The 26843-nt window shown below is 75.4% G+C and carries 22 protein-coding genes; 7 read left to right on the top strand and 15 right to left on the bottom strand.

From position 1 onward, the window contains the following. Positions 1 to 44 precede the first annotated feature (44 nt). Both ACIQGZ_RS29055 and ACIQGZ_RS29050 read right to left on the bottom strand, forming a co-directional pair. The gene (locus ACIQGZ_RS29055) at positions 45 to 452 is read right to left on the bottom strand and encodes an SseB family protein (protein WP_402607619.1); all 408 of its coding nucleotides are present in this window, start codon (positions 450 to 452) and stop codon (positions 45 to 47) included. Positions 453 to 562: 110 nt separating this feature from the next. Continuing rightward, a complete protein-coding gene (locus ACIQGZ_RS29050) occupies positions 563 to 1270 on the bottom strand; it encodes a hypothetical protein (RefSeq protein WP_402607617.1) in 708 nt (235 codons plus the stop codon). A gap of 224 nt (positions 1271 to 1494) precedes the next feature. On the opposite strand from ACIQGZ_RS29050, the gene ACIQGZ_RS29045 reads away from it, so the two are divergent. After that, complete coding sequence (locus tag ACIQGZ_RS29045) at positions 1495 to 2271, top strand: GntR family transcriptional regulator (RefSeq protein WP_402607615.1); 777 nt, start codon at positions 1495 to 1497, stop codon at positions 2269 to 2271. A gap of 131 nt (positions 2272 to 2402) precedes the next feature. On the opposite strand, the gene ACIQGZ_RS29040 is transcribed toward ACIQGZ_RS29045, so the two are convergent. The 4 genes from ACIQGZ_RS29040 to ACIQGZ_RS29025 all read right to left on the bottom strand — a co-directional run bounded on the left by ACIQGZ_RS29040 (position 2403) and on the right by ACIQGZ_RS29025 (position 8927). Further along, complete coding sequence (locus tag ACIQGZ_RS29040; RefSeq protein WP_402607613.1) at positions 2403 to 3563, bottom strand: ROK family protein; 1161 nt, start codon at positions 3561 to 3563, stop codon at positions 2403 to 2405. Between the two features lie 158 nt (positions 3564 to 3721). Then, positions 3722 to 6067: an alpha-xylosidase gene (yicI, locus tag ACIQGZ_RS29035; RefSeq protein ID WP_402607610.1), complete on the bottom strand. Its 2346-nt coding sequence runs from the start codon at positions 6065 to 6067 to the stop codon at positions 3722 to 3724. An 82-nt stretch (positions 6068 to 6149) separates the two neighbouring features. After that, entirely contained in the window at positions 6150 to 7202 is a 1053-nt protein-coding gene (locus tag ACIQGZ_RS29030; protein ID WP_402607608.1) for a LacI family DNA-binding transcriptional regulator, read from the bottom strand. A 123-nt stretch (positions 7203 to 7325) separates the two neighbouring features. Continuing rightward, the gene (locus ACIQGZ_RS29025; RefSeq protein WP_402607651.1) at positions 7326 to 8927 is read right to left on the bottom strand and encodes a PLP-dependent aminotransferase family protein; all 1602 of its coding nucleotides are present in this window, start codon (positions 8925 to 8927) and stop codon (positions 7326 to 7328) included. Positions 8928 to 9056: 129 nt separating this feature from the next. On the opposite strand from ACIQGZ_RS29025, the gene ACIQGZ_RS29020 reads away from it, so the two are divergent. Beyond that, positions 9057 to 10061 (top strand): DMT family transporter, encoded by a 1005-nt coding sequence (locus tag ACIQGZ_RS29020; RefSeq protein ID WP_402607605.1) that lies wholly within the window; start codon positions 9057 to 9059, stop codon positions 10059 to 10061. On the opposite strand, the gene ACIQGZ_RS29015 is transcribed toward ACIQGZ_RS29020, so the two are convergent. The 3 genes from ACIQGZ_RS29015 to ACIQGZ_RS29005 all read right to left on the bottom strand — a co-directional run bounded on the left by ACIQGZ_RS29015 (position 9947) and on the right by ACIQGZ_RS29005 (position 12335). Further along, positions 9947 to 10621: a class I SAM-dependent methyltransferase gene (locus ACIQGZ_RS29015; RefSeq protein ID WP_402607602.1), complete on the bottom strand. Its 675-nt coding sequence runs from the start codon at positions 10619 to 10621 to the stop codon at positions 9947 to 9949. The two genes, ACIQGZ_RS29020 and ACIQGZ_RS29015, sit on opposite strands and share 115 nt — an antisense overlap. A 64-nt stretch (positions 10622 to 10685) precedes the next feature. Next, a complete protein-coding gene (locus ACIQGZ_RS29010) occupies positions 10686 to 11909 on the bottom strand; it encodes a type ISP restriction/modification enzyme (RefSeq protein ID WP_402607649.1) in 1224 nt (407 codons plus the stop codon). 153 nt (positions 11910 to 12062) lie between these two features. Continuing rightward, on the bottom strand, positions 12063 to 12335 hold the full coding sequence (locus tag ACIQGZ_RS29005; RefSeq protein WP_402607600.1) for a DUF2087 domain-containing protein: 273 nt from the start codon (positions 12333 to 12335) through the stop codon (positions 12063 to 12065). Between the two features lie 74 nt (positions 12336 to 12409). On the opposite strand from ACIQGZ_RS29005, the gene ACIQGZ_RS29000 reads away from it, so the two are divergent. Further along, complete coding sequence (locus ACIQGZ_RS29000; protein ID WP_402607597.1) at positions 12410 to 12844, top strand: GNAT family N-acetyltransferase; 435 nt, start codon at positions 12410 to 12412, stop codon at positions 12842 to 12844. A gap of 89 nt (positions 12845 to 12933) precedes the next feature. On the opposite strand, the gene ACIQGZ_RS28995 is transcribed toward ACIQGZ_RS29000, so the two are convergent. Together ACIQGZ_RS28995 and ACIQGZ_RS28990 are read right to left on the bottom strand one after the other, a co-directional pair. After that, a complete protein-coding gene (locus ACIQGZ_RS28995; protein ID WP_402607595.1) occupies positions 12934 to 13677 on the bottom strand; it encodes a class I SAM-dependent methyltransferase in 744 nt (247 codons plus the stop codon). 154 nt (positions 13678 to 13831) lie between these two features. After that, positions 13832 to 14533, bottom strand: coding sequence for a TetR/AcrR family transcriptional regulator (locus ACIQGZ_RS28990; RefSeq protein WP_402607592.1), 702 nt, complete (start codon positions 14531 to 14533; stop codon positions 13832 to 13834). A 120-nt stretch (positions 14534 to 14653) separates the two neighbouring features. Here ACIQGZ_RS28990 and ACIQGZ_RS28985 point away from each other — a divergent pair, with 120 nt between their 5' ends. Together ACIQGZ_RS28985 and ACIQGZ_RS28980 are read left to right on the top strand one after the other, a co-directional pair. Then, the gene (locus tag ACIQGZ_RS28985; protein ID WP_402607589.1) at positions 14654 to 16279 is read left to right on the top strand and encodes an amidohydrolase; all 1626 of its coding nucleotides are present in this window, start codon (positions 14654 to 14656) and stop codon (positions 16277 to 16279) included. A 194-nt stretch (positions 16280 to 16473) separates the two neighbouring features. Continuing rightward, positions 16474 to 18000 (top strand): APC family permease, encoded by a 1527-nt coding sequence (locus ACIQGZ_RS28980; RefSeq protein ID WP_402607586.1) that lies wholly within the window; start codon positions 16474 to 16476, stop codon positions 17998 to 18000. A gap of 574 nt (positions 18001 to 18574) precedes the next feature. On the opposite strand, the gene bioD is transcribed toward ACIQGZ_RS28980, so the two are convergent. From bioD to bioB, 3 genes are read right to left on the bottom strand one after another with little or no spacing between them, the layout of a single operon-like run. After that, complete coding sequence (bioD, locus tag ACIQGZ_RS28975) at positions 18575 to 19327, bottom strand: dethiobiotin synthase (protein WP_402607583.1); 753 nt, start codon at positions 19325 to 19327, stop codon at positions 18575 to 18577. Between the two features lie 15 nt (positions 19328 to 19342). Beyond that, entirely contained in the window at positions 19343 to 20668 is a 1326-nt protein-coding gene (locus tag ACIQGZ_RS28970) for an adenosylmethionine--8-amino-7-oxononanoate transaminase (RefSeq protein WP_402607580.1), read from the bottom strand. A gap of 18 nt (positions 20669 to 20686) precedes the next feature. Beyond that, a complete protein-coding gene (bioB, locus tag ACIQGZ_RS28965; protein WP_402607577.1) occupies positions 20687 to 21886 on the bottom strand; it encodes a biotin synthase BioB in 1200 nt (399 codons plus the stop codon). Between the two features lie 188 nt (positions 21887 to 22074). Between bioB and ACIQGZ_RS28960 the strand changes: the two genes are divergently transcribed. Next, positions 22075 to 22866 carry a hypothetical protein gene (locus tag ACIQGZ_RS28960; RefSeq protein WP_402607574.1) on the top strand — a complete coding sequence of 264 codons (792 nt, stop codon included), beginning with the start codon at positions 22075 to 22077 and terminating at the stop codon, positions 22864 to 22866. A gap of 104 nt (positions 22867 to 22970) precedes the next feature. Here ACIQGZ_RS28960 and ACIQGZ_RS28955 read toward each other — a convergent pair whose 3' ends face one another. Continuing rightward, a complete protein-coding gene (locus ACIQGZ_RS28955; protein ID WP_402607571.1) occupies positions 22971 to 25475 on the bottom strand; it encodes a DEAD/DEAH box helicase in 2505 nt (834 codons plus the stop codon). Positions 25476 to 25609: 134 nt separating this feature from the next. Between ACIQGZ_RS28955 and ACIQGZ_RS28950 the strand changes: the two genes are divergently transcribed. Then, on the top strand, positions 25610 to 26827 hold the full coding sequence (locus ACIQGZ_RS28950) for an 8-amino-7-oxononanoate synthase (RefSeq protein WP_402607569.1): 1218 nt from the start codon (positions 25610 to 25612) through the stop codon (positions 26825 to 26827). The last annotated feature ends 16 nt before the right edge of the window (positions 26828 to 26843 follow it).

Below are 26843 nucleotides of genomic sequence, written 5' to 3'. Positions count from 1 at the left end.
GTCCGGGTGGACCGCCCCCGCCACCTGCCCGGGATACCGCCTCCTCAGGCGCCGGCCAGCGCCGGCAGGGCCTTGACGTTGTCGGCCGGCAGGTTGAGCGCATCGGGGGAGCCCGGGTCGACGGCCAGCCACAGATCGTCGGACGGCCAGCCGCCGCCCAGCGCCGACATCGGCACATTGCGGTACTGGCGGACGTCCGGCATCGCGGCGGCCAACCGGGTCTCGGAGGTGAAGACGGGCACCAGCCGGGTGCCGTCCTGCTGCTCGTACACGGGGAGCTGGACGACCTGCGGGTCCGGCTCGCCGGCCTCGCCGCTGTCTTCGGCGACCGGCAGCAGCACCTCGCTCTGCGCCAGCGTGGTCATGGCGGCCTGCCGGTCACCGCCGTGGGCGATCTCGTGCAGCGCGGCCTCGCCGGGCAGGCGGCCGTCGGCGGTGGAGTTGTCGGTCATGGTGGTCCTCCTCGGGTTGCGCGCTCCAGTGGGCTCGGGTACCCGGGGATCCGGCACACATGCGCGCTCCGCCGCGATCCGGCCCGGCCGCCGGGGGGCCGTGGCCGCCGTCAGGGGTGCCAGACCGTGGCGTCGAAGGTCGCCTTGGCCAGGTAGCTGCTGTCCTGCTTGAGGCCGGCCAGCCGCAGCAGGGCCACCGAACCCTCGCTGGTCACCACGCACAGCTCGTCACCGACCTTCAGCGGGTCGCTGTTCGAGGAACCGGTGGTGGCGGCGTCCTTGCACTCCTGCTCGGAGGGGGTGCCGGTGACCGGTGCCAGACTGCCGCTGAGCGCCTGCATCCGGTTGTTGATGCTGTCGTAGCCGATGTCCGTCGCGGGCCCGAAGTCGCCGCCGGCCGGCGGATCGGCGTCCAGGTCCTTGGCCGGGCTCAGCGCCTCGAAGACGAGCGTCATCCGCTTGCCGGCCCGGCCGCCCGGGTGGCCGGGCGCGGCGCTGTCGGACGTCGCGGCGGCGGGAGTGGCCGACGCGGCGGGCGGATCACCGCTGTCGGCCGCACCGTCCGCCGCACCGCCCGCAGCGGGCGCGGTCACCGTCACGGTCACCGTGGCGGTGGGCGCCGCCGAGGCTTTGTCGTCGGCCTGGCAGCCGTGCAGCGTACCGAAGGCGCCGACCAGCGCGGCGGCCCCGGCCAGCAGCGCACCGGCGGCGTTCATCCGCGGTACCCAGCCGCTCTGCTCCCCGCCCTGCGCCTCGTCGCCCTGCGTCGGGCCGGGCGGGTTGCCGACCGGTCCGGCCGGCGGCGTCTGCTGTGCCATGTCCATGCACCCCCTGGCTGGTGATGTTGCCACATCGGGCCGTGCGGCGTGGCCCGATCCCGGCGGCGTATCCGGGGATATTTCCGGGCGCGGCACCCGGCCCGGCCCGGGGCATTGGTCTTGACCATCTCCCGACCCGCGCCCTAGGGTCACTTACTGCAAACACCTTTAATAAAGAAGAACGCATAAAGCCCGGCCCGCGGTCGGCCGTCCAGGTGGAGGACATGGTGGAGACCACGGAGCACGCCCCGGCGGCACCGGAGCCCAAGTACTGGCACCTGCGCACCGTGCTGCTGCGCGCCATCGACTCGGAGTTCGGCATCGGGCAGGTGATCCCCAACGAGCGGGAGCTCGCCGCCCGCTTCGGCGTCGCCCGCGCGACCCTGCGCCAGGCGCTGGACCAGCTGGAGCTGGAAGGCCGACTGGTCCGCCGGCGCGGCATCGGCACACTGGTCGCCGCACCCCGTACGACCGTGCCGGTCAGCCGCGCCGAGGAGGGCTGGCCCGGCGCCGCCCCCGACACCGCGTGGCGGATCGTCGACTGCACCACCGCCCCCGCCACCGACCGGCTCGCCCAGGCGCTCGGCGTCCCCGCCGGGGAGAGCGTGCACACCGTGCGGCGGCTGCGGGTGACGGGCGGCCAGGTCGTCGGCACCGAGTCGCTGCACGTGCCCGACTCCACGGTGGCGCACCTGCCCGGCATCGTCAGCGGCGCGGGTAGCGGGCGCTCGGTGCTGCGGCAGTTGCAGCACCTGGAGCTGGCGGGGGAGTCGCGGGCGGTCGAGCTGGGCGTGGCCGAGGCGGAGGAGGCCCGGCTGATGCAGCGGCCGCCGGGGACGCCGGTGCTGGTCGTCACCACCCAGTACGCGGCCCGGGGGCGGATCGCGGCGCTGGCCGTCTCCACCTACCGTGCGGACACCTGCCGGCTCAGCTTCGGTGAGACGGGGCTGGTGGAGGTCGCTCCGGTGGAGAGTGCGCTGGCGGGGGTCCGGGCTTCCTGAGGGGGTCGGCCGTTCGTCGGGTCCACCACCCCAGGGTGCGGGTGCTGTCCTGTGCGGTGCTCTGCGATGTGCGGGGTTGTTCGCGCGGTTCCTCGCGCCCCTGGGGGCGTGGCCCCGTACGCCCCGGGGGGTCAGGCCCGGGGCTGGGCGGCGGGGGGTTCGACGGCGAAGAGCTGGGCTTCGACCTGGTCCAGGGCCACCCGCAGGGCGCCCATCGCGATGACCTCCTCGCCCAGCGCCGACAGGGCCACCTCCGGCGGCCGCAGGGAGAAGCGGGCCAGCTGCTCGCGCAGCGGCTCCAGCACCCCGTCCAGGCCGGCCGCCCAGCCGCCCACCACCACGATCTGCGGGTCGATCGCCAGCACCAGCGCCGCCACGTCGTGCACCAGCCGGTGCAGGAAGCGGTCCATGGCGTCCTGCGCCACCGCGTCGCCCTCGCGGGCCAGCCGCAGCACCCGTGCCACCGCCGCCTCGTCCAGCGGGTTCAGCGGCTTGCCGGTGGTCGACAGCAGCCGCTCCGGGGTGGCCTCCCGGCCCAGCAGGTGCAGCGCGCCGATCTCGCCCGCCGCGCCGCCGAAGCCCCGGTGCAGCCGCCCGTTGATCAGCGAGCCCGCCCCCGGGCTCAGCCCGGCCAGGACGAAGACCACATCGCCCATCCCCACCGCCGCGCCCTGCCAGTGCTCCGCGATGGCGGCCAGATTGGCGTCGTTCTCCACCAGCACCGGGCAGCGGAACGACCGCCGCAGCCTGGCCCCCAGCTCCAGGCCCGTCCAGCCCGGCATGGCCGTCCCCAGCCGTACGGTGCCCTGGTCGTCCACGATGCCCGGGGTGCCGATGCCGACCGCCCACAGGCTGTCCCGGGAGACGCCCGCGCGGCGCAGCAGCTCCGCGACGACCCCCCGGGCGGCGTGCAGCCGCTCGTCGGCCTCCAGCCCCTCGTCCACCGGCCGGGCGGAGGAGTGCAGTACCCGCCCGCCGAGGTCGGCCAGCACCGCCCGTACCGAGTGGACGCCGACCTCCACGCCCATGGTGTGGCCCGCCTCCGCGTGGAACCGGAACCAGCGGGCCGGGCGCCCCCGGGGCCGGGCGCTGTCCTGGCCCTGCTCGACCTCGACCACCAGGCCGGACTCCATCAGCTGGTCGATCACGCCCTCCACGGTGGGGCGGGACAGTCCGGTGTCACCGACCAGCCGGGTGAGGGTGAGCGCCTGGCCGTCGCGCAGCGCCCGCAGCGTGACCGCGGCGTTGATCCGGCGCAGCAGCGAGGAGTCACCTCCGGTGAGCCGATGCACCAAGCCGCCCTTTCGCCCACGTCCGCCCGTCACCGCGACCGGTTCTCGAACCGGGCGGCGTGACCGGGATCGTACCGGCGGTGACGGGCGCGCCGCGAGCGTTGCCGCAGCTCATCACCGCTTCGGTATCGAAAGGAGAGAAAACCGGGACCGCTGGGTCAGCCCGCCGCCAGCCGCAGCGCCACCGCGCGCCCGCCGGCCGGCACCCGCACCAGGGTGCCGCCCTCCGTACGCTCCAGCCGCGCCACGCCCTCCGACAGTCCGGCGGCCGTCTCACCGGCCAGCAGCACCTGCCACTCCTGCGGCGCGCCGTCGCCCTCGGCGGCCACCCGGACCAGGTCGCCGTCCCGCCGGACGGTGAAGACAGCGGCGGTGCCGCCCTGCCCGTCCGGCACCCGGACCACCGATGTGACGCCGTCCGCCGGGCGGTGGACCCGCAGGGTGACGCCGTCGGCCCACGGGTGGTCCGGGCGGTCGTCGCGGGCGCCGAACGGCAGCACCGCACCGGGGCGGACCAGCAGCGGCAGGCTGTCGAAGCCGTACCGCTCCCGCCGCCAGCCGGGGCCGGTCACCGTGGCGCCGCTGAGCAGATGGGTCCAGGTGCCGTCCGGCACGTAGTACTCCACCTCGCCGCTCTCGTCGAGCACCGGCGCCACCAGCAGGTCCGGGCCGAGCATGTACTGCCGGTCCAGCTGGGCGCAGCCCGGGTCGTCGGGGAACTCCACCACCATCGGCCGCATCACCGGCACCCCGGTGGCGGCCGCCTCCATGGCCGCGCCGTACAGATACGGCATCAGCCGGTTCTTCAGCCGCGCGAAGTCGCGGGCGACGGCCACCGCCTCCTCGCCGAACCGCCACGGCACCCGGTAGGAGGTGGAGCCGTGCAGCCTGCTGTGCGACGACAGCAGGCCGAAGGCCAGCCAGCGCTTGAACAGCGCGTCCGACGGCGTCCCCTCGAAGCCGCCGATGTCATGGCTCCAGAAGCCGAACCCCGAGGCGCTCAGCGACAGCCCGCCGCGCAGGCTCTCCGCCATGGAGGAGAACGTGGCGTCGCAGTCGCCGCCCCAGTGCACCGGGAACTGCTGCCCGCCGGCGGTCGCGGACCGCGCGAACACCACCGCGTCGCCCTCGCCGCGCACCTCCTTCAGCAGCTCGAAGACGGTCTCGTTGTACAGCTGGGTGTAGTAGTTGCGCATCCGCTGCGGGTCCGAGCCGTCGTGCCAGACCACGTCGGTGGGGATGCGCTCACCGAAGTCGGTCTTGAAGCAGTCCGCGCCCATGGCCAGCAGCGGCCGCAGCTTGCCCGCGTACCAGGCGCGCGCCGCCGGGCTGGTGAAGTCCACCAGCGCCATGCCGGGCTGCCACAGGTCCCACTGCCACACCTCGCCGCCGGGCCGCCGCACCAGATGGCCGGCCGCCGCGGCCTCCGCGAACAGCGGCGACTTCTGCGCGATGTACGGGTTGATCCAGAGCGACACCCGCAGTCCGCGCTCCTTCAGCCGGCCCAGCATGCCCTCCGGGTCGGGGAAGACCGCCGGGTCCCAGACGAAGTCGCACCACTGGTACTCGCGCATCCAGAAGCAGTCGAAGTGGAAGACGCTGAGCGGGATCTCCCGGTCGGCCATGCCCTGGATGAAGGAGTTCACCGTCTCCTCGTCGTACGAGGTGGTGAAGGAGGTGGTCAGCCAGAGCCCGAACGACCAGGCCGGCGGCAGCGCCGGGCGGCCGGTCAGCCCGGTGTAGCGGGTCAGCACCTCCTTGGGGGTGGGGCCGTGGACGACGAAGTACTCCAGCTCCTGGTCCTCGACGCTGAACTGCACCTCGCCCACCGACTCCGAGCCGATCTCGTAGGAGACCCGGCCGGGGTGGTTGACGAAGACGCCGTACCCCCGGTTGGAGAGGTGGAACGGCACGTTCTTGTACGCCTGCTCGCTGCTGGTGCCGCCGTCGGCCTGCCAGATGTCCACCGTCTGGCCGTTCTTGACGAACGGCGTGAACCGCTCGCCCAGCCCGTACACCAGCTCGCCCACCCCCAGCGACAGCCGGGAGACCATGTGGTGGCTGCCGTCGCCGTCCACCGCGAAGCCGGTGCCCCGGCCGCCGGAGCGGGTGACCGGGCGGCCGGTGGCGGTGTCGCGGAACTCCAGCGCCCACGGCCCCGAGGTGTCCACCCGCAGCGTCAGCGGGCCGCTGACCAGCTCCACCACCGACCCGCTGCGGGTGGTGCGGGCCGGGCACCTCGGGTCGACGCGCACCGCGAAGTCCGGGCCCGGCCGCCGGCCGCCCGCGTGGTGCACGCTCCGCACCCCGATGACGCCTTCGGCGGGCGACCAGCACTCGATGCCGATCAGCGGGGTGTTGAGGGTGTCACCGCGCCCGGTGACCTTGCGTACCGAGGCGTGCAGCAGCAGACGGTCGTGCTGCACGACGACGTCCCGGGTCTCGGTGGCGTACGAGGCGCGGACGCCTTCGCGCATCAGCCAGAAGCCGTCGGTGAACTTCATGGGGGACCTTGCCTGCTCGTACGGGTGAGGGTTCTGCGGGTGCGGGTGCGGGTGCGGGTGCGGGTGCGGGGCTGCGGCCCGGTCAGGGCGAGCGGGGCGGCGCGAGGGGCCGCGCCCCCGGCAGCAGCGCCGGGGGGATCAGCAGATGGCCGATGGCGCCGGCCAGCAGCCGGTCACCGCCGCCGTCCGGCTCGGCGGCCCGCAGTGCCTCCGCGGCGGCGACGGCCAGCCGGGTGGCCTCGGCGGCCATGGTCTCCACCGGCAGCTCGATGCGCGGCAGGTCGCGGGCGGCCGGGTCGTCGGGCAGCGAGCCGATCACCACCATGGCCGGGGCGTCGGCGGTCCGCAGCCCCTCGGCGGTCGCGGCGGCCAGGATGTGCGGCAGCGCCGAGGCGTGCTGCACGGCCAGCGCGGTCGGCGGCTCGGCGCCGGTGAGCAGGGCGCGCAGCTTGCGGGCGAGCCGGGCCGGGTTGCCGGTGGAGCGGATCACCCGCACCGCCGCGCCGGTCTCCCGGGCGCCCCGGCGGGCCCCGGCGATGCCGCGCAGCGCATAGCTGCGCCGGGCCAGGACCTCCCGCTCGGTCGGCGCCAGGTATGCGATCCGGTGGTGCCCGGCGGCGGCCAGGGTCCGTACGGCCAGCGAGGCGGCGGCCTCCCAGTCCAGATCGGTCCACGGCAGGGCGTCCTCGTCGGCGGGGCGGCCGAGCAGGGCGGCGGGGAAGGCCAGCTCCCGGACCACCTCGATCCGGGCGTCCTCCATGTCGACCGCCATCAGCACCGCCGCGTCGGCCAGGCCGCTGCGCGCCACCCGGCGCAGCCCCTCGGCCTTCTCCTCGGCGGTGGTCAGCAGCAGGTCGTAGCCGAGCCGCCGGGCGGCGTCGCTCACGTCGATGGCGAAGCGGCCGTCCACGGCCCGCTGGCCGCCGTCGGTGCGGGGCAGCGCGAGGGCCAGCACATCGGTGCGGGTGGAGCGCAGGGTGCGGGCGCTGGCCCGGGGGTGGTAGCCGAGCTCGTCGACGGCCCGCCGGACCCGCTCGCGGGTCTCGGCGGAGATGCTGCGGGAGCCGTTCAGCACGTAGGAGACGGTGCTGGGCGCGACGCCCGCCCGCTCGGCCACGTCCTTGATGGTGGTCATGCCGCTCCCTTGCGACCGACTCGGCTGGTGATCACTGGTGAATCGATTCGATGATGCGTCGAATCGATTCACCAGTGATCGGGATCGTATGCGCCGACCGGCCGCCACGCAGTATGGCGTGCGTCACACTCCGGTGCGGGAGCGGTGCAGCGCCGCCGCCACCGCCGTCACGGCCCGCTCGATCTCCGGCGGCGTCAGATGCGCGTAGCCCAGCACGAAGTCGGCCGGGCCGCCGCCGTCCAGCCGATGGCCCTCCAGCCGGTGGTCGGCCATCGGCCGCAGCCGCACCCCGGCCCCGGCCGCCGCAGCCCGGACGCGCCCGGCGTCCCCGTACTCCGCCGGGAACCGCGCGACCAGGTGCAGCCCCGCCGCGATCCCCGCCACCCGCACCGCCGGCAGCTCCCGCCCCAGCGCCCCGATCAGCACATCCCGCCGCCGCCGGTAGTGCCGCTGGCACCGCCGCAACTGCCGGTCGTACCGCCCGGAGCGGACGAACTCCGCGAAGGCGGCCTGCTCCAGCACCGCATTGCCCAGATCCGTGACCCGCTTGGCCTCCACCACCTCCGCCAGCAGCCCCGGCGGCGGCACCAGCCAGCCCAGCCGCAGCCCCGGCGCCAGCGACTTGCTCACCGACCCGGTGTACGCCACCCGGTCCGGCGCCAGGCCCTGCAACGCCCCCACCGGCGCCCGGTCGTACCGGAAGTCACCGTCGTAGTCGTCCTCCACCACCAGCCCGCCGCACCGCTCCGCCCAGCCGAGCAGCGCCGCCCGGTGGACCGGCCCCGGGGCGACCCCGGTGGGGAACTGGTGCGACGGCGTGACCACGACAGCCCGCGCCCCGGAGTGCTCCAGTACGGCCAAGTCGGGCCCGTCCTCCCGGACCGGGAGCGGCAGGCAGCGCAGCCCGGCCGCCGTGAACAGCGGCAGCTGGCCGGGGCTGCCCGGGTCCTCCAACGCCACGGCACGCTGCCCGCGCCCGTACAGCACCCGGCCCAGCAGGCCGAGCGCCTGGGCGACGCCGGAGCACACCACCAGGCCGTCCGGGTCCACCGCGACGCCGCGCCGCCGGGCCAGCAGCTCGGCCAGCGCCTCCCGCAGCTCCGGCAGGCCGCGCGGGTCCGGGTAGTCCAGCGCGGCGTGCGGCAGCCGGTCCAGCGCCCCGCGCAGCGCCGCCGCCCAACCGGCCCGGGGAAACGCCGCCAGATCCGCCAGCCCCGGCCGGAAGTCCACCACGGCCCGCCCGCCCACCGGCGCCGGGTCGGGGCTGCGGCCGGGGCGCTGGGTGGGCGGCGCGGCGGCCCCGGCGCGCGGGGCGGCGCCGATACGCGCGGCCGTGCCGGGTGCGCCGGGCGATCTGCCGTTCGTGGGTGCGTCGGTCGTTGTGCCGGGTGTGCGGCCCGGTGTCGTGTCGGGCCCGGTACGTGGCCCGGTGGCCGTGCCGGGCGCGCCGTACGACCCGCCGTTCGTCCGCGCGTCGGCCGTCGTACCGGGAAGCCCCGCGACCCAGGTGCCGGCGCCCTGGCGGCTGGTCAGGTACCCCTCGGCCAGCAGCTGGCCGTACGCCTCGGTGACCAGGCCGCGTGAGACCCCCAGGTCGCGGGCCAGCTCCCGGCTGGACGGCAGCAGCGTGCCCGCCCGCAGCCGCCCCGACCGCACGGCCTCCCGGAACGCCGACTGAAGCAGCCGCCCGCGCCGCCGGACGGGCGCCTCCGCCGCCGGCAGCAGGAGTTCCCACGCCGCGCCCGCCCAGGGCCGCCCCGTCTCCTCCGGCACCGCCGCGCCCTCCCACTGGTCCAGCAAAAGCCCCCCGGATTGGACCTCACGATAGACCGGCCACCCCGCCAGCATCGGACCATGCACCCCACCGCCACCCCGGTCGGCGCTTCGGCCGCCGCCCTGCTCGCCGCCCTCGGCACCGTGCTCGTCGGCACCTCCTTCACCGCCGGAAGCCTGCTCGCCGACTACCCCTTCCTCGGCGGCCAGGCCGTGCGCTACGGCCTGGCCGCGCTGCTGCTCGCCGTGATCGCCGCCGGCCAGGGCGACGGACTGCCCGCCGCGCTGCGCCGGTTGAACCCGCGCCGCCTGGTCCGGCTGGCCCTGCTGGCGGCCACCGGCATGGTCGGGTTCAACATCGCCGTACTGACCGCCGAGCGCACCGCCGAGCCCGCCGTGCCGGGGGTGCTGGTGGGCTGCGCGCCGCTGGTGATCGCGGTACTGGCCCCGCTGTCGGCCGGCCGCCGGCCGTCCGCCCGACTGGCCGGCGCCGGGCTGCTGGTCGCCGGGGGAGCGGCCGTGGTGCAGGGGTTCGGCCGCACCGACGGCGCCGGGCTGCTGTTCTCCGTACTGGCGCTGGCCGGGGAGGTGGCGTTCGCGCTGCTCGCGGTGGACCTGCTGCGGGTGCTCGGCCCGGTGCAGCTGGCGGCGGCGGCCTGCGCCGTCGCCGCCGTACAGGCATCGGTGCTCGGCGCCGCCCTCGACGGCGCCGCCGTGCTGCGGCTCCCCAGTGCGGTGGAGGCGGCGGCCCTCGCCTGGTACACGCTGCCGGTCACCGTACTGGCCTTCTGCTGCTGGTACACCGGCGTGCGGCGGCTCGGCGCCGAACGCGCCGGCCTCTTCTCCGGGCTGATCCCGGTGGCCGCCGCGCTCACCGCCCCGGCGGCCGGCACCGGATCGCTGGGCCCGGTGCAGCTGGCGGGCAGCGCGCTGGTGGCGGCGGGGGTGCTCCTTGGGGCGCTGACGGCCGGTCAGGAAGCGGGCAGCCGCCAGACGGTGGTGGCCTTGACCGCGCGGTCCTCCAGGTCGGCCACCACCGGCACGTCGTGCACCGACAGCGCCTCGAACCGGTCCCGGGGCAGATAGGCCCGCCCGGGGTCACCGACCAGCACCAGGGCGCCCCGGTCGCGGGCCCGTTCCAGGAACGGCAGCACCCGCTCGGCCATCGGCCGCTCGTAGAAGACGTCCCCCGCGAGGACCACCTCGGCGCCCGCGCCGTCCCCGTCCAGCAGGTCACCGAGGCGGGACGCCACCGCGACCCCGTTCGCCGCCGCGTTGAGCTCCGTCGCCGCCGCCGCGAACCCGTCGATGTCGCTCGCCGTCACCGCCGCCGCCCCGGCCAGCGCGGCGGCCACCGCCACCAGCCCCGACCCGGACGCGAGGTCGAGCACCGTCCGCCCGGCGACGGTCTGCGGCCGGTCCAGCACATGGCGGGCCAGCGCCTGCCCGCCGGCCCAGGCGAACGCCCAGAACGGCGGCGGCATCCGCACCCCGCCGTACTGCTCGGTTCGCTCCCACAGCCCGATCGCCTCGTCGGCCTGGTGCAGCCGCACCTCCGGTACGTACGGGGCGGGCGCCAACCGGGTGTGCGCCCGGACGAACTCCGCAGGCCGCAGCTCGGCCGGTACTCCCATGACGCTCGACAACGGCCCCTCCGCGACTGATCCCCGGCAGGCCACGACCCTACCCCGCCCGGCGCGGGCCGCCGGATCACAGCAGGGCGAACTGCCCGTCCGGGCCCTCCTCGCGGTGGTTCAGCACCGAGGCCGGCCGGACCGCCCACGCCGGGGCGGGCAGCACCCCGGCGGCCCGCAGCTCGGCGGAGCCGATCCGGGGCGCCGCCGCCAGGTCGCGGACCAGCGCCGCCTGGTCGCCGTGCAGCGCGGCCAGCAGCGACAGCACCGTGGCCAGGTCGATCAGCTCGGTCGTCCACGCCTGCGGCCACCCGGCGGGCCGCACCGCCTCCAGCGAGCCGGGCGGCGCCCCGGCGGCAGCGGCCGCCCGCTCCGCGAACCACGCCTCCAGCACCCGCTCCCCGCCGACCCGGTACTCCCACGCCCCGGCCGCCACCGGGGCGATCCGGCCGTCACCCAGCAGCAGCGCCCGCTCCTCGGCGTCGTACGCCAGCTGCTCCGGGAAGCCGCCGGGCGTGTCGGGGACCGGCCGCCGGACGAAGGGCCGCTGACCGCCGGGCATCCGGGGCCGTCCGGCCGGGCGGTCGGTGGCCGGGTCGGCGCAGCGCGCGCCGAAGGTGCTCAGCCACAGCACCCGGCGGCCCAGCGCGGTGCCGCGCCGCCACAGCGCCGGGTCGGCGGGCAGCGGTACGGCGGGCGGTGCGACGGGGCCGGGGCGGTGCGGCGGCGCCGGATGGCAGGCCACCGCCGCGATCCAGGCGGCCATGTCCTCGGCGGCCACGGCCGTGCCGAGCCGCGCCGCCAGCAGCGCGGTCAGCCCGGGGGCGAGGTTGGCCTCCCGGCCGCCGGGGCGGCGGTGCAGCGGATGGACCGCGCCCCGGCCCCGGGGGCGGTGGCCGTCGGGGAGTTCGGCGCTGAAGACCACCGCCGGGCCCGGCGGCTCCTGGACGACCGCGAACAGCTGCGCGTCGTCCGCGACCCGCCATAGCTCGGGGCGGGCGGCGTCCAGCAGCCGGTGGTCGGCCAGCAGCCACTGGCGGTCGAAGGCGCCGTGCCGGATCGGCACCGGCTCGGGGCAGGGCCCCTGCTCCCGGGCCAGTCGGACGGTGGAGGACGGCCGGCCGGGCAGCTGGGCGACGGCGGTACGCAGCGTACGGGAGCGGCTGGGCCGGAAGAGCGCGGCCCGCTCGGCCTCCTCGCCGGCGGCGAGCAGCAGGCGCCAGCGGGCCCGCAGCGTGTCGGCGGCGGGCGCCCGCACCCAGTCCCGTCCGGTGCGCGGGCCCGGCACCGACCAGGGCATCAGCTCGGACAGCAGGGGGTCGCCGCTCCACCCGCCGGAGCCGTCGGCCGCCGGACCGGGCCTCTCCGCCGCCACCCGCGCGTCCCCCTCGACTTGCCGCACCGCCACCGTTCCCCGGCATCGTACCGAGCGGCGGGCGCCCCCGAGCCGGGGTCAGGCCGCCCGGCGGTAGCGGCTGCCGTCGGCGGTGCGGACCAGCAGACCGCCGTCGACCAGGTGGCGGCGCAGTGCCGCGCAGTCGTCCCAGTACTGCGCGATGGCGATGTCGACCTCGCCCTCGGTGTGGACGGCGCCGGGGCGGAACGTCCGGCCGGTCAGATACGCCGGCAGCTCCCGGCGCGGCCCCGGGCGGACGGGTACGGCGGGGGTGCGCGGCCGGGGCGGAGCCGCGCGCCCACCGTCGCGGGCCGGGCGGCGGTGGCGCAACCGGGTTCTCCGCGCCGGGCGGGGCGTGGAAAACCCCTGGCCGGGCGCTTGGCGTCCTTGGTAGACCTACGGGGGTGAACGACATCCTGATCCGCTCCGCCCGTCCCGCCGAGAACGCCGAACTGCTCGCCTTCTGGGCGCTGGCGGCCGAGGGGAGGAGCGTCACCGACGACGAGGACGGCCTCGCCCGGCTGCTGGCCCGCGACCCCGAAGCGCTGATCGTCGCGGAGCGGGCCGGCCGCATCGTCGGCACCGTGATCGCCGGCTGGGACGGCTGGCGCTGCCACCTCTACCGGCTGGCCGTCCACCCCGACCACCGCCGTCAGGGTGTCGCCACCGCCCTGCTGGACGCCGCCGAGTCCCGCTTCCGCACCCTCGGCGGGCGCCGGGCCGACGCCATGGTGCTGGACCGCAACGGGCTCGGCCGTACGACCTGGCAGGCCGCCGGATACGCGGCGAACGCGCAGTGGACCAGGTGGACCAAGCCCCTTGCCGTCCCCGAGCACTGACGGTGCTGACGGCGGGCCGCCGCTGTCAGCGGCGGCCCACCGCCCGTCCGGCCCGCCGGCGAAACGGGCGGTTCACTTCCCTCGCGGCGTCACCGCGCCGACGGAATGCGGTACACGGAGACGTGGGAGCGCGACTCGGCGGTGAATTCCGCGCCGCTCCAGTCCGCATGCCTGGCCTCCAGTTCGAACCCGGCCAGTTGCGCCATCAGGTCGAGTTCGGCCGGCCAGATGTAGCGGTGCGGGCTGCGGAACAGCTCGGCCTGCTCGGTCTCGTCGAATCGGAAGTGGTGCGACACGACGTGCTGACGCAGGACGTCGTAGGTGTCCAAGCCGATGTAGCCGGGCTCGGACTGCCAGACGGTGGCCGTCCGGCCCGGTGGAAGCCTGCGCAGCTCAGGCACCCAGAGCTCGACCACGAACCGGCCACCGGGCGCGAGGTGCCGGGCGGCGTTACGGAAGCACTCGACCTGCTCGGCCTGGGTGAGCAGGTTGGAGATCGTGTTGTAGACGAGGTAGACCAGGGTGTATTCGCCGGGGGCGGCCGTGGTCGCCATGTCACCGATGACCACCGGGATCACCGCCTCGTCCGCCTTGGTGCGCAGCCGCGCCACCATCGCCGGTGACAACTCGATGCCGGTGACCGGGACTCCTCGCCCCGCGAGCGGGACGGCTACCCGGCCGGTCCCGATGGCGAACTCAAGCGCTGCTCCCTCGCCCGCGAGCCGGGCGAGGCGGTCCACGGTCGGCCCCAGGACCTCAGCCGCGAACATGCCGGAACCGGGCGTGTCATAGCGCTGTGCGGTCTCCGCGCCCCAGATCTTCCCCTGCTGCATCCGGCCCATGCTGACCGCCGGCCTGGGTACTGTCCAGCGAATATCCGCCCCGATGTGACGGGCGATCAAGGGCAGCTACCGACTGCCCGAAAGCCGCTCCCGGTGTCACGGAGACCTACGCGACGCCGACACCGCAGGACGGCCGCCGGCGAACCTATGCGGTCACGGCGTCGCCGGGGACGGGCGCGGCGGTGCGTGCCGCCGGGGGTACGACCGGGGTGGTGGTGGGCGTCGGGTGCTCCGGGACGGGTACGAGCAGGCTGCGGTAGCCGGTGATCAGTGCCCGCAGGCCGAGTTCGAACGCGTGGTCCGCGCGGCTGCGGCCGGCCGGGCCCGCGTCCAGGGCGGCGGCCAGCCGGGGGGTGGTGTCCCGGACCACCGCGTCGACCATGGCCGACGGGGCCACCAGGTCCAACGCCGAGCCGAGGACGAAGCTCTCCAGCGCCGTGATGATCCCCATCACCTGGGCGGTCTCGAAGCCGGCCTCGTCGAGGACCGTGACGGCCCCCTCGTAGAGGGTGTGCATGAAGGGCTCGGACAGCGGCGCGGTGGCGAGCAGCCGGATGATCCCCGGGTGCTCGGCGAAGGCATCGCGATAGGCGTGCGCCCAGGCGTCGAGCGCCTGGTCCCACGGCAGCTCCCACAGGCCGGGGTCACCGATCCGCTGGGCCAGCTCGCGCCGCATCAGGGCGATGATCTCCGCCCGCCCGGCCACATGGTGGTAGAGCGCCGACGGGCTGACCCGCAGCGCCCCCGCCAGCGCCGGGATGGTCAGGTCGCCCGCCTCGTCGGCGAGCGTGAGTGCGGCGTCCACGATGCGCTGGCGGTCGAGCAGCGGTGTCCGCGGTCGGCCCATGATCATCCCCCTTGTAACCGAAAGTTTACTGAATTACTTTCAATAAAACTCTTGCCCGCAGTCGAGCTGCCCGCCTAACTTAACCGAATCTGGTTCAGTAACAAGAGGAGGGCGGCCCCGATGCACGCCGACGTGCTCTTCAGTGGCGGTACCGTCCACACCGGCGACCCGCACCAGCCCGTGACCGACGCCCTGGCGGTCACCGCGGGCCGGATCACCGCACTCGGCGCCGACGCCCTCGCGCTGCGCGGCGAGCGCACCCGACTCGTCGACCTGGCCGGCGGCGCGCTGCTCCCCTCCTGGGGCGACGGCCACATCCACCCGCTGCTCGGCGGCATCGGCCTGCGCGGCGTACCGGTGCGCGACTGCACCAGCGTCGAGGAGATCCTGCAAGCCGTACGCCGATGGGCCGCCGAGCACCCCGAGGCCGAGTGGGTCCGTGGTGACGCCTTCGACCCCTGGCTGGTCGAGGGCGGCCTGTTCGACGCCCGGGTGCTCGACACGGCGGTGGCCGACCGGCCCGTCCTGCTCCGCACCATGGACCACCACACCGGCTGGGCGAACAGCGAGGCACTGCGGCGCGCCGGATTCAGCGCGGACACCCCCGACCCGGCGCACGGCCAGATCGTGCGCCGCCCGGACGGCGAGCCGCTGGGCACCCTGCGCGAGTTCGGCGCGCTCGACCCGCTGCTGAGCCTCGTCCCGGAGCCGGACCTGGACGAGCAGGTGGCCGCCCTCGCCGAGGTCACCGGACTGCTGGCGGCGGCCGGACTCACCTGGGTCCAGGACGCCTGGGTGGAGCACTCCCAGGTGGCCGCCTGGACCGCCGCCGCCCGGTCCGGGGTGCTCCGCGTCCGGGCCAACCTCGCGCTGCTGCTGGCCCCGGACGGCTGGCGCGACCGGCTGCCCGCACTGGCCGCCGACCGCGCCCGCGTCGCGGCGGAGGGAGCCGGCCTGGTCACCGCGCGCAGCGTCAAGTTCTTCGCCGACGGCGTGATCGAGTCCGGCACCGCCGCCCTGCTGGAGCCGTACACCGACTGCCCGCACTCCCACGGCGCCGCCAACTGGACCGGCGAGGAGCTGGCCGAGGCCGTCACCGCCGTGGACGCACTCGGCTTCCAGGCCCACATCCACGCCATCGGGGACCACGGCGTCCGCATCGCGCTGGACGCGGTCGAAGCCGCCGCCCGGCGCAACGGCCCGCGCAACCGGCGACCCGTGCTCGCCCATCTGCAACTGGTGGACCCCGCCGACCTGCCGCGCTTCGCCGCGCTGGGCGTCACCGCCAACTTCGAACCGCTCTGGGCGCAGCCCGACGAGCTGATGACCCAGCTCACCCTGCCCCGGATCGGTGACGTCCGAGGCAGCCGCCAATACCAGATCGCCGAACTGCTGCGCAGCGGCGCCCAGGTATCCTTCGGTAGCGACTGGCCGGTCACCCCCTATGAGCCGCTGCCCGGCATCGCCACCGCCGTCACCCGGCAGACCCCCGGCGGCGTCCCGGCCGGCGGCTGGCTCCCCGAGCAGCGGATCGGGCTGCGGGACGCCCTCGCCGCCTACTCCGCCGGTGTCGCCCACCAGGCGTACGAGGAAGATCTCTGGGGCGTGCTTCGCCCCGGAATGCGCGCCGACCTGGTACAGCTGGCCACCGACCCGTACCGGGTCCCCGCCGCCGACCTGCCGGCCGTGGCGGTGCTGGGCACCTGGCTGGGCGGCACCCGCACCCACGGACCGCGCACCCCGTGACCGCACGCCTCCCCTGACCGCACGACCCCGCTGACCGCGTACGCCCCCACCGCACCCCGGCGAGCCCCCGTCCGCCGGGCCGTCGCCACCGCCTCCGGTGGCCGTCGACAGCCCCGAGGTACGGGCCGGCCCCACCGGCCCGCACCCGCACCCGTCACAGCGGACACCCGCACCCGTCCGCCAAGGGAGAGCCCATGAGCCTGCACCCCGACTCGGCCGCACCCCCGTCGGCCCCCGCCGCCCGCAGCGGCGCCGCGTCCGCGCCCGACGGCGCGGCGGCCGCCGCCGGTCCCCGGCTGGAACGCGGCGTCCTCGGCGTCGGCGACATCGTCTTCTTCGTGGTCGCCGCAGCCGCCCCGCTCACCGTGATGGCCGGTGTGGCGCCGCTGGCGATCCTCTTCGGCGGCATCGGCGCCCCCGCCGCGTACCTCGCCACCGGCATCGTGCTGGCGGTCTTCGCCATCGGCTTCACCGCCATGACGGCGCACATCAGGAACGCCGGAGCGTTCTACGCGTATGTCACCCGGGGCCTCGGCCGACCGGCCGGGCTGGGCGCGGCGCTGCTCGCCGTGTTCTCCTACAACGCGATCCAGATCGGCATGTTCGGCGCCTTCGGCTACTTCGCCAAGGTCACCGCCGCCGACCTGGTCGGCCTGGACCTGCCGTGGCCGGTGTGGGCGCTGATCGGGGTGGCGCTGGTCTGGTTCCTCGGCTACCGGAGCATCAACCTCGGCGCCAAGGTGCTCGGCGCGCTGCTGATCGCGGAGACCGGCGTCCTGGCGCTGCTCGCGGTGGCAGTGCTGGTCAAGGGCGGTGCGCATGGGCTGAGCTTCGCCTCGTTCGCACCGTCGCATGTCTTCCGGGGCGGCATGGGGGGCGTGCTGGGCCTCTCCTTCGCCGCCTTCATCGGCTTCGAGGCGACGGCCATCTACCGCGAGGAGGCCCGGCAGCCGAACCGCACCGTGCCGCGCGCGACCTACGCCGCCATCGCCTTCCTCGGCCTCTTCTACACCTTCATCACCTGGGCCATCGTGCAGGCCTTCGGCGACGAGGGCGTGGTCAAGGCAGCGGCGGACGACCCGTCCGGGATGTTCTTCACGGCCATGACCCGGTACGTCGGCGGCTGGGCGACCGACCTCCAGCGCATCCTGATCGTGACCAGCCTGCTGGCGGCGCTGCTGGCCTTCCACAACACCATCACCCGCTACGGCTACGCGCTCGCCGGCGAGCAGGCCGCCCCGGCCGTGTTCCGCAGGGTCCACCCCAAGCACCGCTCACCGTGGATCGGCGGTGCGATCCAGTCCGTGGTGGCGGCGCTCGCCGTGCTGGCCGCCGCAGCGTCCGGGATCGACCCGTACAACCAGTTCTTCCTCTGGGTGAACTCGCCCGGTGTGGTCGGCATCCTGCTGCTCCAGGCGCTCGCCGCCTTCGCGGTGTTCTCCTTCTTCCGCCGCGAGGACGGGCACGGCGTCGGACGCCTGCGCTCCGTGGTCGCCCCGTTGGCGGCCACCGTGCTGCTCTGCGGCGCGACCGCCCTGGTGTGTTGGAAGTTCGACCTGTTCACCGGGCGGGGGCCGGCCGTCAACTGGCCGCTGATCGCCCTGGTGCCCGTCGTCTTCCTGGTCGGCGTCGCCGTCGCGCTGCGGATGCGCTCCCGCCGCCCGGAGGTGTACGCCCGCCTCGGCACCACCGAGGTCGACTCTGCCGACCCTGCGACCTGACCCGCCCCGGCAGGGGCGCGGGGAACTGCGCGACCAACCACCCCACTGCGTAGAACGCTGAACCCTGCCGTACCCCCGCCCCCGGGCGGCGTACCGACCCGGCCCCCGAGGCGGGGATGCCGCACCCTGGCCGGGGCGCGGGGAACTGCGCGACCAGCCCACCACCATCGCGTACATCCCCGCACCCTGCCGTACCCCCGCCCCCGGGCGGCGCACCGACCCGGCCCTCGAGGCGGGGATGCCGCACCCCGGCAGGGGCGCGGGGAACTGCGCGACCAACCACCCACCTGCGTAGAACGCTGAACCCTGCCGTACCCCCGCCCCCGGGTGGCGCACCGACCCGGCCCCTGTTACGGGTGCCGCACCCCGGCTGGGGCGCGGGGAACTGCGCGACCAACCCCCCCACTGCGTAGAACGCTGAACCCTGCCGTACCCCCGCCCCCGGGTGGCGCACCGGCCCGGCCCCTGTTACGGGTGCCGTACGTCGGCAGGGGCGCGGGGAACTGCGCGACCAACCCCCCGCCCCCGTACACCCCCGCACCCGGTGGCGCACAAGCCCCCGCCCCGCGCCGACTCACCCCACCCCCGCCGGGAGCGGCGCGGCGTGGTGGGCGGTGAAGCGCCCCGGGTCGAAGAGGCCGCCGAGGCAGGGGGCGAGGCCGGAGCGGGCGGCGGCCAGGAAGGCGGGGCCGCCGGTGGCCGCGCAGCCCGCCGGGAGCGCCCCCAGCAGCGGCGCCCCCGCCACCACCGGCAGGTCGGCCAGGTTGCAGCGCGCCGCCAGATCGGCGTGCGCGGGCCAGGAGCCGACCACCACGCCCAGCAGCGGCAGCCCCCGGGTGGACAGCGCCTCGGCCGTCAGCGCCGTACCGTTGAGCGTCCCCAGCCCGGCCGGGGCCACCGCCAGGACGTCCACCGGGAGGCCCGCGTCCACCATCGCCCGAGCCGCGTCCGCGAGGGTCCGCCCCCGCTCGTCATAGCGGACCAGCAGCCCGCCCGCGCCCTCCACCAGCACCAGATCGTGCCCGGCGGCCAGCCGCGCCGCCGCCTCGGCGGTCCGCGCCGGGTCGACCGGCGGCAGCCCGGACCGCCGCGCGGCCGTGTCGGGGGCCAGCGGCTCGGGGTACCGGGCCAGCTCGCGGCGGGTGAGGGGACCGGCCAGCCGCGCCACCTCGTCCACGTCCCCGGGCTCGCCGGGGGCCACCCCGGTCTGGGCGGGCTTGAGCACGGCCACCCGCCGCCCGGCGGCCAGCGCCAGCGCCGCGACGGCCGCCGTGACGACGGTCTTGCCGATCTCGGTCCCGGTACCCGTGACGACGAGTACGCCCATCTCCCGCTCCGTTCGCTAACCGGCCGCCGCCGCGGCCGTGACCGCGGCCCCGATCCGGGCCAGGTCGTCGTCGCCGGTGATGTACGGCGGCATCGTGTAGACGAGGTCCCGGAACGGACGCAGCCAGACGCCGTGCCGCGCCGCCGCCCGGGTCGCCGCGACCACGTCCACCTCATGGTCCAGCTGGACGACGCCGATCGCGCCGAGCACCCGTACGTCCGCCACCCCGGGCACCTCGGCGGCCCCGGCCAGACCGGTCCGCAGCCCGGCCGCCACCCGCTCGACCTCGCCGCGCCAGTCCTGCGCCAGCAGCAGCCCGATCGAGGCGTTGGCGACGGCGGCGGCCAGCGGATTGCCCATGAACGTCGGCCCGTGCGCCAGCACCGGCACCTCGCCGCCGCTGATCCCCGCCGCCACCGCCGGGGTGCAGAGCGTCGCCGCCATGGTGAGATAGCCGCCGGTCAGCGCCTTGCCCACGCACATCACATCGGGTACGACGCCCGCGTGGTCGGCCGCGAACAGTTCACCGGTCCGGCCGAAGCCGGTCGCGATCTCGTCGAACACCAGCAGCACGCCGTGTGCGTCGCAGACCTCCCGCAGCACCCGCAGATAGCCGGGGGAGTGGAACCGCATCCCGCCGGCCCCCTGCACCACCGGCTCCACGATCACCGCCGCCAGCTCGTCCGCGTGCCGCTCCACCAGGTCGGCCAGCTCCGCCGCGTACGCCGCGTCGACCGGCGCGTCATGGCCGGCCGGCGGCTCCCCGGCGAAGACCTGCCGGGGCAGCACCCCGCCCCACAGGTGGTGCATCCCGCCGTCCGGGTCGCAGACCGACATGGGGTGGAAGGTGTCGCCGTGGTAGCCGCCGCGCCAGGTCAGCAGCCGCCGCTTGCCGGGCCGCCCCAGCGAGCGCCAGTACTGGAGGCACATCTTGACCGCCACCTCGACCGCCACCGAACCGGAGTCGGCCAGGAAGACGTGCTCCAGGTCACCGGGGGCGATCCGGGCCAGCGTCGCCGCCAGCCGGACCGCCGGCTCATGGGTCAGGCCGCCGAACATGACATGGCTCATCCGGCCCAGCTGGTCCTGGACGGCCGCGTCCAGCACCGGGTGCCGGTACCCGTGGATCGCCGCCCACCAGGAGGACATCCCGTCCACCAGCTCCCGTCGGCCCTCGACCGGCTCGGCCAGCCGCAGCCGCACCCCCGAGGCGGACTCCACCGGATAGGGCGGCACCGCCGCCGGCATCGCGCCGTACGGGTGCCAGACATGCGCCCGGTCCAGCTCCAGCAGCGCGCTCGGGGTCAGCGGCGCCACGTCCCGCTCCTTGCCGTGTGCCATGGTTCCCTGGTGCATCGGTCAGGCGTTCGGCGGCAGGTCGGTACCGGCACCGCGCCGCCGCACCTGCACCAGATCGGTACGCGCTTCCCCGGGCTGCGCCGCCACCGCGACCCCGGCCGGCTCCACCGCCGGCTCCTGCGCCGCGCCGCCGCACGGCCCGCAGCCCCCGCCGGCGCTGCCGCAGCCGGCATCGGCGGCATCGGCGGCCGCCTCGGCCCGGTGCCGGGGCAGGGTGGTGCGGCCGCTCTCCTCCACCTCGAAGCCCGCGTCCGCGATCATGTCGAGGTCGGCCTGCCCGGCCTGGCCCTCGCTGGTGAGGTAGTCGCCCAGGAAGATCGAGTTCGCCAGGTGCAGGGCGAGCGGCTGGAGGGTGCGCAGATGCACCTCACGGCCTCCGGCGAGCCGCACCTCCACGTCCGGGCAGACGAACCGGACCATCGCCAGGATGCGCAGGCAGTGCTGCGGGGTGAGGTTCCACTCCTTGGCCAGCGGCGTTCCCTCGAACGGGATCAGGAAGTTGACCGGCACCGAGTCCGGGTCCAGCTCGCGCAGTGAGAAGACCACGTCCACCAGGTCCGCGTCGCTCTCGCCCATGCCCGCGATCAGCCCGGAGCAGGCCGACAGACCCGCCGCCTGCGCCTGCCGCACGGTGTCCACCCGGTCCTGGAAGTCATGGGTGGTGCAGATGTCCGCGTACCGGTCGCCCGCCGTGTTGAGGTTGTGGTTGTACGCGTCGGCGCCCGCCGCCCGCAGCCGCTCGGCCTGGTCGTCGGAGAGCAGCCCCAGGCAGGCGCAGACCTCCACCGCCTCGTGCTGCCCCTTGATCGCGGCGATGGTGTCCGCGACCCGGTCGATGTCCCGGTCGGTGGGCCCGCGCCCGCTCGCCACCAGGCAGACCCGCTTGGCGCCGCCCGACACCCCGGCGGCGGCGGCCTCGGCGGCCTGGGCCGGCTTCAGCCAGGTGTACTTGAGGATTCCGGCTTCGGAGCCGAGCCGCTGCGAGCAGTACGAGCAGTCCTCGGGGCAGAGGCCGCTCTTGAGGTTGACCAGGTAGTTGAGCTTGACCCGGCGGCCGAACCACTGCCGCCGCACCCGCCCCGCCGCCGCCACCACGTCGAGCAGTTCGTCGTCCGAGGTCGCCAGTACGGCGAGGGCCTCCTCCCGGGTGGGGAGCTCGCGGCGGAGACCCTTGGTGACCAGCGTGTCCAGGAGATCCATGGGCCAGATCCTGCCTTCGGGGTGCGGGCCGCGCCAGTACGGAACCTTCCAGAAGATCCACCGCGACCTTTGACCGGTTGTCACAGTGTCACCGCGTACAGTAGTGACCCAGCTCACGAACGCCCCCCTGCGCGCCGGGGAGTGCCCCGCCTGGCCGTTCAAGATCAGTCCGCATAGACTCCGGTGCCATGACACAGCAGGGGGAGGGCACCGCCCCGCACCGTGATCCAGCCCAGGCCGGTTCCGCCGGGGAGGGCGGCCCCCGGGGGCACGCCCGGTCTCGGCGCCGGGGTTCGCCCCGGCTGTGGGCGGCGGTCTCCTTCCTGCTGGTGGGGAGCCTCGCGGTGGTGCTCTGGATGGACCGCAGCGGCGAGAGCCTGCTCGGCGGCTTCGGTGACTCCCAGGACGCGGCCGGCACCCGTCCGACGGCCGGCGCCGCCGCCGCGCCGACCGGTTCCGCCGCGCCGGACGGCTTCGCCGTCGAGCAGTACTTCCCGGCGAAGGACACCCTGGGCGTGGGGACCGCCAAGGCCGCGCGCTCCGCCGCCCAGCAGGGCACCGACTGCGCCAAGGTCGTGACGGGCCGCAGCGCCTCCCGGGTGCGGAAGATCGGCTGCGCGGGCTACATCGGGGCCACCTACACCCGGACGGACGGCGAGGTCTTCACCACCGTCACGGTGCTGCGCTTCAAGGACGACACCAGCGCCCGCGAGGCCGCCGAAGTGCTCACCGGCAACGCCTCGGACGTCGCCTTCGTCCTCCCGGAGACCACCGCCACCGACGAGGACGAGACCCCGCCGCCGGTGATGCCGCCCGCCAACGCGCGCTTCAGCCGGGTCGCGGCGGTGCGCAGCTACGTCACCGTCACCAGCTCCGCCTTCCGCGACGGCCACCAGCCCACCGCCGTCGACCAGGAGCAGCTGGCCCAGGCCACCCGCACCGTCGCCCACGCCGCGGGCAGCCAGTTCGTCTGGCTCTGACCCCCGCCCGCACCGCCGGGGGACCGGCCGGGTCGATCCCCCGCGTAGCGGATCGACCCCGGCACAGCCCCCGGGGGCGCGAGGAACCCCGCCCCCGCCCCGGCTCAGAGCCGGTCCACCCCGGTCACCCGGACCACGGCGTGCCCCGCCTCGTCGGAGGCGGCCAGGTCGACCTCGGCGCTGATCCCCCAGTCGTGGTCACCCGCCGGGTCGTCGAAGATCTGCCGCAGCCGCCACAGCCCCCGCTCCTCCTCGATCAGCAGCAGCTTGGGCCCCCGCGCGTCCGGCCCCGTCCCCAGGTCGTCGTGCTCCTCCCAGTAGCCGTCCATCGCGTCCGCCCACCGGTCCGCGTCCCAGCCGAACTCGCCGTCCAGCGCCCCCAGGTCGCCGTACCGCTCCAGCGCCGCCAGCTCCACCCGCCGGAACAGCTCATTGCGCACCAGCACCCGGAACGCCCGCGCATTGGCCGTCACCGGCGCGGTCCGCTCCTCGAACGCCACGGGCGCGCCGTCCTCGCCCACCGGGTTGGCCAGCTGCTCCCACTCGTCCAGCAGGCTGGAGTCGACCTGCCGCACCAGCTCGCCCAGCCAGGCGATCAGGTCCTTGAGGTCGTCGGTCTTCACGTCCTCCGGCACGGTCTGCTCCAGCGCCTTGTACGCGCCCGCCAGATAGCGCAGCACCAGCCCCTCGCCGCGCGCCAGCTCGTAGTGGCCCACGTAGTCCGCGAAGGTCATCGCCCGCTCGTACAGGTCGCGGGCGACCGACTTGGGCCGCAGCGGGTGGTCACCGATCCACGGGTGGGCGCGGCGGTAGACGTCGTACGCGTGCTGGAGCAGCTCCTCCAGCGGCTTGGGGTAGCTGATCTCCTGGAGCCGCTCCATCCGCTCCTCGTACTCGACCCCGTCCGCCTTCATCTGGGCCACGGCCTCGCCGCGCGCCTTGTTCTCCTGCGAGGCCAGGATCTGCCGCGGGTCGTCCAGCGTGGACTCCACCACCGACATCACATCCAGCGCGAACGTCGGGGACGCCGGGTCCAGCAGCTCGAAGGCGGCCAGCGCGAAGGTGGAGAGCGGCTGGTTGAGCGCGAAGTTCTCCTGGAGCTCCATGGTCAGCCGGACGATCCGGCCCTCCGCGTCGGGCTCGGGCAGCCGCTCCACCACGCCCGCGTCCAGCAGCGAGCGGTAGATGGCGATGGCGGTGCGGATGTGCCGCCGCTGCGCGGGGCGCTCCTCGTCGTTGTCGGTGAGCAGCCGCCGCATCGCCTCGAAGGCGTTGCCCGGCCGGCTGATCACCGACAGCAGCATCGCGTGGGTCACCCGGAACCGGGAGACCAGCGGCTCCGGCTCGGCGGCGATCAGCCGCTCGAAGGTCTCCTCGCCCCAGTTGACGAACCCGTCGGGGGCCTTCTTGCGGACCACCTTGCGGCGCTTCTTCGGGTCGTCACCCGCCTTGGCCAGCGCCTTCTCGTTCTCCACCACATGCTCGGGCGCCTGCGCCACCACCTGGCCGACGGTGTCGAAGCCGGCCCGGCCGGCCCGCCCGGCGATCTGGTGGAACTCCCGGGCGCGCAGCAGCCGCACTCGCTGCCCGTCGTACTTGCTGAGCGCGGTGAACAGCACGGTGCGGATCGGTACGTTGACGCCGACGCCCAGGGTGTCCGTACCGCAGATCACCTTCAGCAGGCCCGCCTGCGCCAGCCGCTCCACCAGCCGCCGGTACTTGGGCAGCATCCCGGCGTGGTGCACCCCGATGCCGTGCCGGACGAAACGCGACAGATTGCGGCCGAACTTGGTGGTGAACCGGAAGTTGCCGATCAGGGTGGCGATGGCGTCCTTCTCCGCCTTGCTGCACATGTTGATGCTCATCAGCGACTGCGCCCGCTCCACCGCCGCCGCCTGGGTGAAGTGCACCACGTACACCGGCGCCTGCCCGGTGGTCAGCAGCTCCTCCAGCGTGTCGTGCATGGTGGTGCGGCGGTACTCGTAGAACAGCGGCACCGGCCGCTCCACCGACTTCACCACCGTGGTCGGCCGCCCGGTGCGGCGCCGCAGATCCGCCTCGAAGCGGCGGACGTCGCCCAGCGTCGCCGACATCAGCAGGAACTGGGCCTGCGGCAGCTCGATCAGCGGCACCTGCCAGGCCACGCCCCGCTCCGGCTCGGCGTAGAAGTGGAACTCGTCCATCACCACCTGGCTGATGTCCGCCCGCTCGCCGTCCCGCAGCGCGATGCTGGCCAGCACCTCGGCGGTGCAGCAGATCACCGGCGCCGTCGGGTTGACGCTGGCGTCGCCGGTCATCATGCCGACGTTGGCGGTGCCGAACATCTTCACCAGCTCGAAGAACTTCTCCGACACCAGCGCCTTGATCGGCGCGGTGTAGAAGGTCCGCTCCCGGCGCGCCAGCGCGGTGAAGTGCGCCCCCGCCGCCACCAGGCTCTTCCCGGAGCCGGTCGGCGTGTTGAGGATGACGTTCGCCCCGGAGACGATCTCGATCAGCGCCTCCTCCTGGTGGGGGTAGAGCGTGATCCCCCGCTCCGCGGCCCAGCCGGCGAAGACTTCGAACAGGGTGTCAGGATCTGCGCTGCCGGGCAGCTCGTCGATGAGGGTCACTGCCCCATACTGCCTGGTCGGCCCGGTACCCGGCAAAGCTCGGCACTCGGCGGCCCCACCCGGTGCGACACCGGCCGCCCGGGTGACCGGCGGCGCGTTGCCGCCCCGCGCCGGGCCGTGCCAGAGTGCCCGGCATGGCCCACCCCACCGCCGCCGACCAGGCCCCGCCGACCCACCCGGCCGGCCCCGCCCACCCCGACCCGGCCGCCGTCTTCGACTGGCTGGACACCCGGGCGGAGCAGCGCGCCCGCGCCGGACTGACCCGGACGCTGCGCAGCCGGGCCAGCGACGACCCCGTACTGGACCTGGCGAGCAACGACTACCTCGGCCTGGTCCGCCACCCCCGGGTGACCCGCGCCGCCGCCGACGCGGCGCTGCGCTGGGGCGGCGGCGCCACCGGCTCCCGGCTGGTCACCGGCACCACCGAGCTGCACACCGAGCTGGAGGCGGAGCTGGCCGCCTTCTGCGGCACCGAGGCGGCCCTGGTCCTCTCCTCCGGCTACGCGGCCAACCTCGCCGCGCTCACCGCGCTCACCGCCCCGGGCACGCTGGTCGTCTCCGACGCCTACAACCACGCCTCGCTGATCGACGGCTGCCGGCTCTCCCGGGCCCAGGTCCGCCCGGTGCCGCACCGCGACCCCGGCGCGGTGCGCGCCGCGCTGGCCGGGCACGGCGGCGGCCCGGCGCTGGTCGTCACCGACTCCCTCTTCTCGGTCGACGGCGACGCCGCACCGCTGGCCGACCTCTCCGCCGCCTGCCGGGAGTACGGCGCGGCGCTGCTGGTCGACGACGCGCACGGGCTGGGCGTCCTCGGCCCCGGCGGGGCGGGCGCGGCGGCCGGCAGCGGCCTGGCGGGGGCGCCGGACACCGTGGTCACCGTCACCCTCTCCAAGTCGCTGGGCTCCCAGGGCGGGGCGGTGCTCGGCCCGCGCCGGGTCATCCGGCACCTCACCGAGACCGCCCGCACCTTCATCTTCGACACCGGGCTCGCCCCCGCCGCCGCCGGAGCGGCCCTCGGCGCGCTGCGGCTGCTGCGCGAGGAGCCGCAGCGCGCCGCCCGCGCCCGCGAGGTCGCGCGGCTGCTGGCCGACCGCCTCACCGCCGCCGGGCTGCGGGCCGGCCGACCGGACGCGGCGGTGGTCTCGGTACGCGCCCCCTCCCCGGAGGAGGCCGTCGCCTGGGCCGCCGACTGCCGGGCGGCCGGGGTCGGGGTCGGCTGCTTCCGCCCGCCGTCCGTACCCGACGGCCAGTCCCGGCTGCGGCTGACCGCCCGCGCCGATCTGACCGACGCACAGCTCACCCGGGCCGTCGAGGTGCTTTCCCGGACGGCTCCGGAGAATGCGTTCGGATAACCGGCAATCCCGCCCG

The sequence above is a fragment of the Streptomyces sp. NPDC092296 genome, from assembly GCF_044755465.1.
GTDB lineage: Bacteria > Actinomycetota > Actinomycetes > Streptomycetales > Streptomycetaceae > Peterkaempfera.
The sequence above is the reverse complement of the archived record's forward strand: the minus strand, read 5'-3'. Positions and strand labels throughout refer to the sequence as shown.

What these genes read in the sequence shown, in the direction of transcription:
- ACIQGZ_RS29045 (WP_402607615.1), top strand. Translation starts at nt 1,495, where the DNA reads ATGGTGGAGACCACGGAGCACGCCCCGGCGGCACCGGAGCCCAAGTAC.
- ACIQGZ_RS28995 (WP_402607595.1), bottom strand. Translation starts at nt 13,677, where the DNA reads ATGCAGCAGGGGAAGATCTGGGGCGCGGAGACCGCACAGCGCTATGAC.
- ACIQGZ_RS28985 (WP_402607589.1), top strand. Translation starts at nt 14,654, where the DNA reads ATGCACGCCGACGTGCTCTTCAGTGGCGGTACCGTCCACACCGGCGAC.
- ACIQGZ_RS28980 (WP_402607586.1), top strand. Translation starts at nt 16,474, where the DNA reads ATGAGCCTGCACCCCGACTCGGCCGCACCCCCGTCGGCCCCCGCCGCC.
- ACIQGZ_RS28970 (WP_402607580.1), bottom strand. Translation starts at nt 20,668, where the DNA reads ATGGCACACGGCAAGGAGCGGGACGTGGCGCCGCTGACCCCGAGCGCG.
- yicI (WP_402607610.1), bottom strand. Translation starts at nt 6,067, where the DNA reads ATGAAGTTCACCGACGGCTTCTGGCTGATGCGCGAAGGCGTCCGCGCC.
- bioB (WP_402607577.1), bottom strand. Translation starts at nt 21,886, where the DNA reads ATGGATCTCCTGGACACGCTGGTCACCAAGGGTCTCCGCCGCGAGCTC.
- ACIQGZ_RS29030 (WP_402607608.1), bottom strand. Translation starts at nt 7,202, where the DNA reads ATGACCACCATCAAGGACGTGGCCGAGCGGGCGGGCGTCGCGCCCAGC.
- ACIQGZ_RS29010 (WP_402607649.1), bottom strand. Translation starts at nt 11,909, where the DNA reads ATGCCCTGGTCGGTGCCGGGCCCGCGCACCGGACGGGACTGGGTGCGG.
- ACIQGZ_RS28960 (WP_402607574.1), top strand. Translation starts at nt 22,075, where the DNA reads ATGACACAGCAGGGGGAGGGCACCGCCCCGCACCGTGATCCAGCCCAG.
- ACIQGZ_RS28990 (WP_402607592.1), bottom strand. Translation starts at nt 14,533, where the DNA reads ATGGGCCGACCGCGGACACCGCTGCTCGACCGCCAGCGCATCGTGGAC.
- ACIQGZ_RS29020 (WP_402607605.1), top strand. Translation starts at nt 9,057, where the DNA reads ATGCACCCCACCGCCACCCCGGTCGGCGCTTCGGCCGCCGCCCTGCTC.
- ACIQGZ_RS29055 (WP_402607619.1), bottom strand. Translation starts at nt 452, where the DNA reads ATGACCGACAACTCCACCGCCGACGGCCGCCTGCCCGGCGAGGCCGCG.
- ACIQGZ_RS29050 (WP_402607617.1), bottom strand. Translation starts at nt 1,270, where the DNA reads ATGGCACAGCAGACGCCGCCGGCCGGACCGGTCGGCAACCCGCCCGGC.
- ACIQGZ_RS28950 (WP_402607569.1), top strand. Translation starts at nt 25,610, where the DNA reads ATGGCCCACCCCACCGCCGCCGACCAGGCCCCGCCGACCCACCCGGCC.
- bioD (WP_402607583.1), bottom strand. Translation starts at nt 19,327, where the DNA reads ATGGGCGTACTCGTCGTCACGGGTACCGGGACCGAGATCGGCAAGACC.